The organism is Stenotrophomonas daejeonensis (genome assembly GCF_001431505.1).
GTDB classification, from domain to species: Bacteria; Pseudomonadota; Gammaproteobacteria; order Xanthomonadales; family Xanthomonadaceae; genus Stenotrophomonas; species Stenotrophomonas daejeonensis.
Map to the genome: position 1 here is coordinate 1 of NZ_LDJP01000096.1, position 9,304 is coordinate 9,304.

A 9,304-nucleotide genomic window follows, 5' to 3' on the forward strand; every position below is an offset into this window, starting at 1 on the left:
GTTCCCCGCTCCCTGTTCCCGCATTCCCCGCTTTAACGGATATTGATGACCGTCTGCGTGATCTGGTCCTGGGTCGACACCATCTGCGCGTTGGCCTGGAAGTTGCGCTGGGCCACGATCATGTTCACCAGCTGCTCGGTCAGGTCCACGGTGGAGGCCTCCAGCGAGCCGGCCTGGATCTGGCCGAAGTCGGAGGTGTCCGGGGCACCGGTGCGCGGGGTGCCGGAGGCGTAGGTCTCCACCCAGAGGTTGTTGCCCTTGCTCAGCAGGCCCTGCGGGTTGTTGAAGGTGGTCAGCGCCACCTGGCCCAGCGGGCGGTCGGCGCCGTTGGAGTAGCGCGCGTAGACGATGCCTTCCTCGGAGATGCTGATCTCGTTGAGCTTGCCCGAGGCATAGCCGTCCTGGCGCACGTCGCGCATGGCGAACTTCTCGCCGTACTGGGTGGAGCCGGTCACGTCCAGGGTCAGGTTCACCACGCCGGCGCCGGTGGTCGGGGTGAACGGGTCCAGCGCGATATGGCCCGGCGGCGGCGGGGTGACCAGCGCGCCGCTGTCGGAAAACTCCAGCGTGGTCGGCGCGCCGGCCGACTGGCCGTCCACGTAGTTGTACATCTGCCACTGGTTGGGCACGTTGGTCTTGACGAAGTACGAGGTCTGGGTGTGGCCGACGCCCAGCGAGTCGTATACGGTCACACCGCCGGTGGAGTGGTTGTAGCTGTTGGAATCGGCCGGGTCGAACGCGGACACCGGCTCGTCGGCATTGCCGGGCAGGGTGAAGCCGAGGTTGACCAGGGTGCTCTGCCGCGGCGGGCTGTCGGTGGTCAGCAACTGCAGGTCGGTCAGCGCCCCGTCGAAGCGGGTGCCGTCGGCATTGGGCGCGTACACCTGCAGGCGTGCGCCCTGCGGGTTGACCACGTAGCCGGCGTTGTCGGTCTGGAAGTTGCCCGCGCGCGAATAGACGCGGTAGCCGTTCATGTCCAGGGTGAAGAAGCCTTCGCCCTCGACGGCCAGGTCCAGGCTGCGGCCGGTCTGGTCGATGTTGCCCTGCGAGAACTGCTGGGCCACGTTGGTCAGGCGCACGCCGGCACCGATGGCGTTGCGCGACAGGCCGTAGCTGGTGGCGCTGAACAGGTCGGCGAACTCGGCGCGCGACTCCTTGAAGCCGGTGGTGTTGACGTTGGCGATGTTGTTGGCGGTGACGTTCAGGTCGGCGTTGGCGGCGTTGATGCCGGACAGCGAGATGTTGAAGCCCATGATGTCGGTACTCCCGGGGAATGGTGTGCGGTGGCTCAGCTGACGCGGAGCACGTAGTCGAGCGGGGCGGCGCCCAGCCCCTTGAGGTTCAGGTACAGCCCGTCCGAACCGACGGTCACGCTCTCCACCTCCGCCTGCACGTAGGTGCTGAGCGTGCTCTGCGCGCCCTCGCCGTCGGTGTAGGTGGCGGTGACGTTGTAGGCCCCGGCCGGCATGCGCTTGCCGTCGGCATCGGTGCCGTCCCACTGGAACTGGACCTCGCCGGACGCTTCGGCCGGCACGCTCAGCTGGGTGACCTTGACGCCGTTGGCGTCGGTGATGTCGATGGTGACGTAGCCGCTGCCGGGGGCGGCCACGGTGCCGCTGGCGCCGCCACCGTCCTCCAGCGAGAGCTTGGTCGAGGGCACCAGCACCTCGTGGCCGACCAGCGCCGCGCCCTTCAGGATCTGGTCGCCGGCCATCGCCTGCTGGAAGCCGGAGACGGTGTCGTTCAGGTCGCTGATGCCCTGCACCGTGGACAGCTGCGCCATCTGCGCGACCATCTGGCTGTTGTCCATCGGCTTGAGCGGGTCCTGGTGCTGCAGCTGGGTGCTCATCAGGCGCAGGAAATCGGCCTGGTCCAGGGTGTCCTTCTTCTTGCTGCTCTGCGAGGCCGCGGCGGTCAGGCCGAGCGAGCCGAACAATTCGTTGTTGGCGGGAACGCTGCTCATGGCGGGTGTCCTCAGCGGCCCATCGACAGGGTGGCCAGGGTCAGTTCCTTGGCGGTGGTGAGCATTTCCACGCCGGCCTGGTAATTGCGCGAGGTGGAGATCAGGTTGACCATCTGCGCCACCGGGTCGATGTTGGGCGAGTAGACGTAGCCGTCGGCGTCGGCCAGCGGGTGGTTGGGTTCGTAGCGCTGCAGCGGCGGCGCCTCGCTCCGGGTGATTTCCTTGACCTGCACGCCGGTCAGGCGCGGGTCCTCGCGGCTGGTGACGGCCTGGAAGATCGGCTCCAGCGGCTTGTAGGCGGCCTCGGCCGAGCCGGCCACCGAATCGGCGTTGGACAGGTTGGAGGCGATGGTGCTCATGCGCACCGACTGCGCCTGCAGGGCCGAGCCGGCGATGTCGAAAATGGGCAGGTTGCTCATGCTGTTCTCCCTTGCTGGCCGGCTTACTGGCCGGTGATCGCGGTCATCATCGAGCGCACCTTGGACTCGACGAAGCTCAGCGAGGCGCGGTATTCCAGCGCGGCGCGGCCGTAGGCGGCGCGCTCGGCGTCGGGGTCGACAGTGTTGCCGTCCAGGCTGGGCTGCACGCCCTCGCGCAGCACCTGGAACGGGTTGAGGCCATCGATGCTGCCGGTGCGGTAGTGCTGTTCCGAGGTGGAGGCCAGCAGGCCGTTGCCGCCGCTGCCGGCGGCGTCGCGCAGGGCAGCGTCGAAATCGAGGTCGCGGGCCTTGTAGCCGGGCGTGTCGGCGTTGGCCAGGTTGCCGGCGATCAGCTTCATGCGCTGCTCGCGCAACGGCATGGCCTGGGCGTGGACCCCGAGATAGTCGGAAATCAGGTTGGACACGGCGGTCTCCCGCGGAACGTTGCCCGGGGAGGTGCAAGCGGTGTGCCAGAACCCCGCAATGGCCGGCGCGCCATCGGTCGGGCTGCGGCGGCAGGGCAGCAGGGTAGGCCGGGGTAACGCCCCCGGCGCCTTGCGCATCGGCATGAAGCCGCCGGGGGCGTTACCCCGGCCTACGCGGCCTCGGCCACCTGGCGCAGGCGGTGCAGCACGAAGTCGGCCAGCTCGTGCGGGCTGTACTTGGCGACGAAGGCGTTGGCGCCCACGCGCTCGACCATCGCGTTGTTGAATACCCCCGACAGCGAGGTGTGCAGCAGCACGTACAGCCCGGCCAGCCCGGGGTGGCGGCGGATTTCCGTCGTCAGCGTGTAGCCGTCCATCGCCGGCATCTCGATGTCGGAGATCACCATCGCGTAGCGCTCGGCCGGGTTCTCGCCGGCCGCGTGGATCTGCAGCAGGTGGTCCAGCGCCTGCTTGCCGTCGGAGAGCAGGGTGGCGGTGACGCCGAGCTGGTCGAGCACGCTGCGGATCTGCTGGCGCGCCACCCGCGAGTCGTCCACCACCAGCACCTGCAGCGGCGGCGCGCCGGCCGGCAGGGCCATCGACGGGTCCAGCACCGCGTCCTTGCTGACCTGGGCGATGTCGGCCAGCACGCTCTCCACGTCGATCACCTGGATCAGCTCGCCCTGGAAGCGGGTGACCGCGGTCAGGTAGCTGGATTCGGCGCCCAGCTCCGGCGGCGGCTGGATGTCCTCCACCGCGATGTTGACGATGCGCTCCACGCCGCTGACCAGGAAGCCCTGCACCGAGCGGTTGAATTCGGTGACCACCAGGTAGCCCGGCGAAGTGTCGGCGTCCGGCTCGCGTTCCGGGTGGCCGATGGCCAGGCCCAGGTCCAGCACCGGCACCGAGCGCCCGCGCACGTCGGCGACCCCGGCGAACTGCACCGGCAGGCCGGGCACGAGGAACAGCGGCGGGCGCCGCAGCACTTCCTGCACCTTGAAGACATTGACGCCAAAAAGCTGACGCCCGCCCAGGCGGAACAGCAGCAGGGCCAGTCGGTTGTGGCCGGCCAGCCGGGTGCGCTGGTCGATGCGGTTGAGCAGGTCATGTGACATGCAGCCGGTATCGGCCGCACGCGCGCAGGACTTGAGCGTCGCTTCGGGCACGGGGATTGCATGGCCATCTGCGACCTTGTGAGGATTGCCGTGGAGAAGCCCATGCGCCCGTTCGTCCTGCTGTGCCTGCTGCTGGCGGCGCCCGCCTGGGCCGGCCAGTTCCAGAGCCTGGCCTCGATCCGCGCCGCCGCCCTTTCCACGCTGGACCCATCCATCGAGGGCGAGGCCACGGTGGATGCCAACCTGCGGCTGGCGGCCTGCCCGGTATCGCTGCAGGCGCGCGCCACCGGCAACCGCGTCGTCGAGGTCGGCTGCCCGCAGCCCGGCGGCTGGAAGCTGTTCGTGCCGGTGGAGATCCGCAACGAGCAGGACGTGGTGATGCTGGCGCGCGGCGTGGCCGCTGGAGAAATCATCGGCCCGGCCGATATCACCAGCGTCCGTCGTGACACCGCACGCATTGCCGGCGCGGTGCTGTCCGATCCGCGGCAGGTGGTCGGCCGGGTGGCCCGGCGCGCGCTGGGGGCCGGTACCCTGCTGGGGGCCAACGACCTGGTCGCCCCGCGCATCATCCGCCGCGGCGACAGCGTGGCGCTGGTGTCCCGGCGCGGCGGGGTGGAGGTGCGGATGGCAGGCAAGGCGCTGGGCGATGCCGGGCAGGACGAGCGGGTCTCGGTGGAGAACCTGTCCTCGCGGCGGGTGGTGCAGGGTATCGTCGCCGCCGGCGGCGATGTGCTGGTCTCGCGCTGATCATGCAAAAGGTGCTAAAGGTTTCCCGGAAGCGGCCGTTACCCTTGTCGTACCGAAACAGGACTCCCATCACATGAGCCAGAAAATCGACGGTGGCATCACGGCTGGCGCCCCGGTGCGCCAGGTCGCCACGCCGACCCGGACCGCAGCGACCGGCGACGGCGCCGCCCGGCCGGTGGAAGCGGTCGACAGCCTGCGCCTGACCGGCGAGGCCACCAGCCTGCAGGCCCTGCAGCGCGAGCTTTCCACCGCCCCGGCGGTCGACAATGCCCGCGTGCAGGCGGTCCGCGAGGCGCTGGAAAACGGCAGCTACCGGATCAACCCGGACGCCATCGCCCAGCGCATGCTGGACCTGGACCAGCAACTGCAGGCATGACCGCCGCCATGACCGATCCGCTGCAGCAATTGAGCGATGCGCTTGATGGCGAGCGTCAGGCGCTGATCGATCACGACATCCCCGCGCTGATCGCGGCCACCGGCCGCAAGCTCGAAGCGCTGAGGGTGCTGGAAGCGCAGCCGCCGCTGGAACAGGCCGAGCGCCTGCGCGAGCTGGCCGAGCGCAACCGCGCCAATGGCGCGCTGCTGTCGCGCCGCCGCCGCGAGGTCAGCTGGACCCTGCGCCAGCTCGGCCGCAGCGAGAACGCCTCGGCCTACGACGCCAAGGGCCAGTCGCAACAGCTGCACACGCGCCGCTCGCTCGCGGTCGCCTGAAGCCGGCCGTGCCCCGGCGGGGCGGTGGTATGGTGGAACGCCGTTCCCCGACCGCACGACCGCCGTGGCCGATTCCGAACCCGCTTCGTTCATTCCCTGCCCACCTTCCCACGTCCTGCGCGGCATCGCCGACCGCATGAACGACGGCATGCTGATGTTCAACGAACGCGGCGAGGTGTCGATGGCCAACCGCGTCGTCCGCGAGCTTTTCGGCGTCGCCGACGGGGACGCCACCGAGCTGGGCCGCCGCGTCGAGGAACTGCTGCCCGCCAGCGCGTTGTCGCAGGCGGCCGAGAGCGGCTGCTGGAGCGGCAGCCTGCCGCTGGACGAGCGGGTGGTGATCGTCCAGATCTACCACCACGGCGAGGGCGACGAGCAGGCGTGGCTGGCATTGTTCCGCCACATCGAGGGCCGCGAGGATTACGAGCAGGAGCTGCAGCGCCGCCACGTCGAGCTGCGCCAGGCCTACCAGCGCCTCAACGGTGCGCAGGAAAAGCTGCTGCAGTCGGAGAAAATGGCCTCCATCGGCCAGCTCGCCGCCGGCGTGGCGCACGAGATCAACAACCCGATCGGCTACGTGCACTCCAACCTGGGCAGCCTGCAGGAATACCTGCGCAGCCTGTTCACCGTGATCGAGGCCTACGAGCGCGCGCTGCGGGCGCCGGACCCGAAGGCGATGATCGCCGAGATCGACGACGTCCGCGACCGCCTGGACATCGACTTCATCAGCCGCGACCTGCCGCAGCTGATGGCCGAGTCGCGCGAGGGCATCGAGCGGGTGACGCGGATCGTGCGCGACCTGAAGGACTTCTCCTATTCCGGGCGCGAGGAGTCGTGGAAGCTGGCCAACCCGCACGCCGGGCTGGACTCGACCATCAACATCATCTGGAACGAGCTCAAGTACAAGGTCACGCTGGAGCGCCGCTACGGCGAGCTGCCGATGATCGAGTGCCTGCCGTCCGAGCTGAACCAGGTCTACATGAACATGCTGCTCAACGCCGGCCATGCCATCGCCGAGCGCGGCAGCATCATCGTCAGCACCGGGGTGGAAGGCGAGGACGTGTGGATCGAGTTCCGCGACAACGGCTCGGGCATTTCCCCGGAGCTGCGCCAGCGCATCTTCGACCCGTTCTTCACCACCAAGCCGGTGGGCAGCGGCACCGGGCTGGGGTTGTCGATTTCCTACGGCATCGTCAACAAGCACCACGGCCGCATCGAGCTGGAAAGCACGGTGGGCGAGGGCTCCTGCTTCCGCATCGTGCTGCCGGTGCGGCAGCCGCGGTAGGTCGGGGCTACGCCCCGACGCTTCGTGCATGCCGCCGTCGGGGGTGTAACCCCGACCTGCCTCATCGCGATGAAGGCGGTTCGCCGGCGATGGACTCGGCCGGCGCCATGCCGCCGCTGCCGCGGTGCTGCTCGTCGTGGGTGCGGAACGCCTGGCGGATGTGCTCGCGCAGTTCGTCGTCGTTCCACGGCTTGGTCAGGAAGCGGTAGATCGCGCCGCGGTTGATCGCGTCGGTGACGGTGGTCAGGTCGGTGTAGCCGGACAGCACCAGGCGGATGGTGTCCGGGTACAGCATCTTCACCCGGCCGAGGAACTCGGTGCCGCTCATGTCGCTCATGCGCTGGTCGGACAGGATCACCTGCACGTCGTTGATCGCCAGCAGCTCGAAGGCGTCGCGCACGTTGCCGGCGGCGAGGATGCGGTAGCCGTCGCGGCGGAACAGGCGCACCAGCGAGCGCAGCACGTTCTCCTCGTCGTCCAGCAGCAGCAGGGTGCGGTCCGGACGGCTCTCGGCGAAGGCTTCCGGGCGCAGGTAGCGGCGGCGCAGGGTCAGGCCGGCGGCGTCGGCCGACATCGGTTCGCCGAACAGGTAGCCCTGGAACACGTCGCAGTCGTTGCGGCGCAGGAAGCCCAACTGCGCCTGCGACTCGACGCCGTTGGCGATCACGCTCATGCCCAGCTGGTGGCCCATCGCGATGATCGCGCGGGAGATGGCGGCCTCGCGGTCGGCGGCCGGGGCGCTCTTGATGAAGGTGCGGTCGATCTTGAGCTTGTCCACCGGGTAGCGCACCAGCGCGCTGAGGCTGGAGTCGCCGGTGCCGAAGTTGTCCAGGCTCAGGCTGATGCCCTCGCCGCGCAGGTTGGCCAGCGTTTCGTAGACGAAGTTGACGTTGTTGGTCAGCGCGCTTTCGTTGATTTCTAGCGTCAGCATCTGCGCCGGCACGCCGGTGGACTGCAGCAGCCCCATCACCTCGGCGAAGAAGCCCGGGCGCAGCAGTTGCAGGGTGGAGACGTTGACGGCGACGTTGAGGTCGTCGAAGCCCTGGTCGCGCCAGACGCGGGCCTGGCGCAGGGTCATCTCCAGCACCCAGGTGCCGATCTGGACGATGATGCCCAGCCGCTCGGCGGTGCGCATGAAGCGCTCGGGCACCAGCATGCCCAGCGTCGGCGACTGCCAGCGCAGCAGCGCCTCCATGCCGACCACGTGGCCGTCGCGGGCGCTGACCAGCGGCTGGTAGCGCAGGCGCAGCTCGCCGTTGTCGATGGCGTCCACCAGCTGCCGGGCGATGATGCTCTCGCTGTGCGCGCTCAGCGGCCGGTGCAGCATGTGCACCTGCACGATGTTGCCGCCCTCGCGGGCGGCCTGGTGCAGGGCATCCTCGGCCAGGTCGAGCAGCCGGCTGGGGTCGGTGGCGTGCTCCGGGCACAGCGCCACGCCGATCTTGGCGGTCAGGAACAGGGTGTAGGGCAGCACCGACAGCGGCAGTTCCATCTGCTGGCGCAACTGCTCGGCCATGTCCTCGGGCAGCGGCACGCCGGCCGCGCGCGGGATGGCCAGCACGAATTCGTCGCTGCCGTGGCGCCACAGCCGGCCCTGTTCGGGCAGCTGTTCGCGCAGGCGCTGGGCGACCAGCACCAGCGCCTGGTCGCCGACCTCGGCGCTCATGTTCTCGTTGACCGAGGCGAAGTGGTCGATGTCCAGGTGCAGCAGCATCAGCGGGGCGCCGCCGCGGGCGGCCTCGGCGACCATCGCGGCCAGTTCGGGGTTGCCGGCGCCGAGGCGGGTGACCGTCGCCTGCGCCGCTGGCGTCGGGGGAGCGTTCCACATGGTTCTAGTGTCCTGCGCAGGCGCTGGCGGCCTGCGCTGCGCGATAGGGGAGGTGCAGCTCGATGCGGGTGCCTTCGCCCGGCCCGGTGTGGATCTGCAGGCGGCCGCCGGCGCTCTGCGCGCGCTCGCGCATGACGATCAGGCCCAGCCCGCGCGGGCCGGCGGGGTCGAAGCCCTCGCCGTCGTCGGCCACCTGCAGGTGCAGGCGGCCGTCGCCGGCATCGGCCAGGCGCAGCCGCACCTGGCTGGCCAGCGCGTGGCGCAGGGCGTTGGTCAGGCTTTCCTGGGCGATGCGGAAACAGGCCTGTTCGATCTCGTTGTCCGGCCGCTGCGGCAGGTCGCCCACTTCCAGCAGCAGCTCCACCGGGGAGGCGCGGAACAACTGCCCGGCCTGCCAGCGCAGGGCGGCTTCCAGCCCCAGCGCGTCCAGTTGCGGCGGGCGCAGCAGCATCGACAGGTTGCGCAGGCGGATGACGGTGCTGTCCACCAGTTCCACGATCTGCCCGAGGTCGGCGTTGCGGCGCTGCATGTCGGCCTCGTCGATGGCGGCATGGGCGGCCAGCTTGATCGCGGTGACGGCCTGGCCGATGTCGTCGTGCAGGTCGCGGGAAATGGCCCGGCGCTCGTCCTCCTGCACCGAAAACAGGCGCCCGGCCATCGCCTGCAGCTCGCGGTTGCCGGTTTCCAGCGCCGCCCGGCTGCCTTCCAGCTCGGCCAGGTCGCGCGCCACCAGCCGCTCGAGCCGGCGCAGGCGCGGCAGCAGCAGGGCCAGGGCGACGCCGGCGAACAGCGCGACCAGGGCGAGCTGGAA

11 protein-coding genes are annotated in these 9,304 nt (G+C 69.7%); 4 read left to right on the forward strand and 7 right to left on the reverse strand.

Translation table 11 applies throughout. The features are described from left to right. Nucleotides 1-32: 32 nt before the first annotated feature. The 5 genes from flgE to ABB34_RS13905 form a co-directional block, all read right to left on the reverse strand. Nucleotides 33-1,253, reverse strand: a complete 1,221-nt coding sequence (gene flgE / locus ABB34_RS13885) for a flagellar hook protein FlgE (RefSeq protein WP_057641973.1) — start codon at nucleotides 1,251-1,253, stop codon at nucleotides 33-35. 35 nt (nucleotides 1,254-1,288) lie between these two features. Next, nucleotides 1,289-1,963, reverse strand: a complete 675-nt coding sequence (locus tag ABB34_RS13890) for a flagellar hook capping FlgD N-terminal domain-containing protein (RefSeq protein ID WP_057641974.1) — start codon at nucleotides 1,961-1,963, stop codon at nucleotides 1,289-1,291. Between the two features lie 11 nt (nucleotides 1,964-1,974). Then, nucleotides 1,975-2,382: a flagellar basal body rod protein FlgC gene (gene flgC, locus ABB34_RS13895; RefSeq protein WP_057641975.1), complete on the reverse strand. Its 408-nt coding sequence runs from the start codon at nucleotides 2,380-2,382 to the stop codon at nucleotides 1,975-1,977. Nucleotides 2,383-2,405: 23 nt separating this feature from the next. After that, nucleotides 2,406-2,807, reverse strand: a complete 402-nt coding sequence (gene flgB / locus ABB34_RS13900) for a flagellar basal body rod protein FlgB (protein WP_057641976.1) — start codon at nucleotides 2,805-2,807, stop codon at nucleotides 2,406-2,408. Between the two features lie 170 nt (nucleotides 2,808-2,977). Next, nucleotides 2,978-3,922, reverse strand: coding sequence for a chemotaxis protein (locus tag ABB34_RS13905; RefSeq protein ID WP_057641982.1), 945 nt, complete (start codon nucleotides 3,920-3,922; stop codon nucleotides 2,978-2,980). Nucleotides 3,923-4,024: 102 nt separating this feature from the next. Here ABB34_RS13905 and flgA point away from each other — a divergent pair, with 102 nt between their 5' ends. The 4 genes from flgA (at nucleotide 4,025) to ABB34_RS13925 (ending at nucleotide 6,665) form a co-directional block, all read left to right on the forward strand. Further along, nucleotides 4,025-4,669, forward strand: coding sequence for a flagellar basal body P-ring formation chaperone FlgA (gene flgA / locus ABB34_RS13910; RefSeq protein WP_057641977.1), 645 nt, complete (start codon nucleotides 4,025-4,027; stop codon nucleotides 4,667-4,669). Nucleotides 4,670-4,742: 73 nt separating this feature from the next. Further along, complete coding sequence (gene flgM / locus ABB34_RS13915; RefSeq protein ID WP_057641978.1) at nucleotides 4,743-5,045, forward strand: flagellar biosynthesis anti-sigma factor FlgM; 303 nt, start codon at nucleotides 4,743-4,745, stop codon at nucleotides 5,043-5,045. After that, nucleotides 5,042-5,380: a flagella protein gene (locus ABB34_RS13920; protein WP_057641979.1), complete on the forward strand. Its 339-nt coding sequence runs from the start codon at nucleotides 5,042-5,044 to the stop codon at nucleotides 5,378-5,380. Before flgM ends, ABB34_RS13920 begins: the two co-directional genes overlap by 4 nt. Nucleotides 5,381-5,516: 136 nt before the next feature. Then, entirely contained in the window at nucleotides 5,517-6,665 is a 1,149-nt protein-coding gene (locus ABB34_RS13925) for an ATP-binding protein (RefSeq protein WP_083490225.1), read from the forward strand. Between the two features lie 61 nt (nucleotides 6,666-6,726). On the opposite strand, the gene ABB34_RS13930 is transcribed toward ABB34_RS13925, so the two are convergent. After that, nucleotides 6,727-8,493 (reverse strand): EAL domain-containing protein, encoded by a 1,767-nt coding sequence (locus tag ABB34_RS13930; protein WP_057641981.1) that lies wholly within the window; start codon nucleotides 8,491-8,493, stop codon nucleotides 6,727-6,729. 4 nt (nucleotides 8,494-8,497) lie between these two features. Continuing rightward, nucleotides 8,498-9,304, reverse strand: an 807-nt coding sequence (locus tag ABB34_RS13935) for a sensor histidine kinase (RefSeq protein WP_161808921.1), incomplete at its 5' end; no start/stop codon positions are given.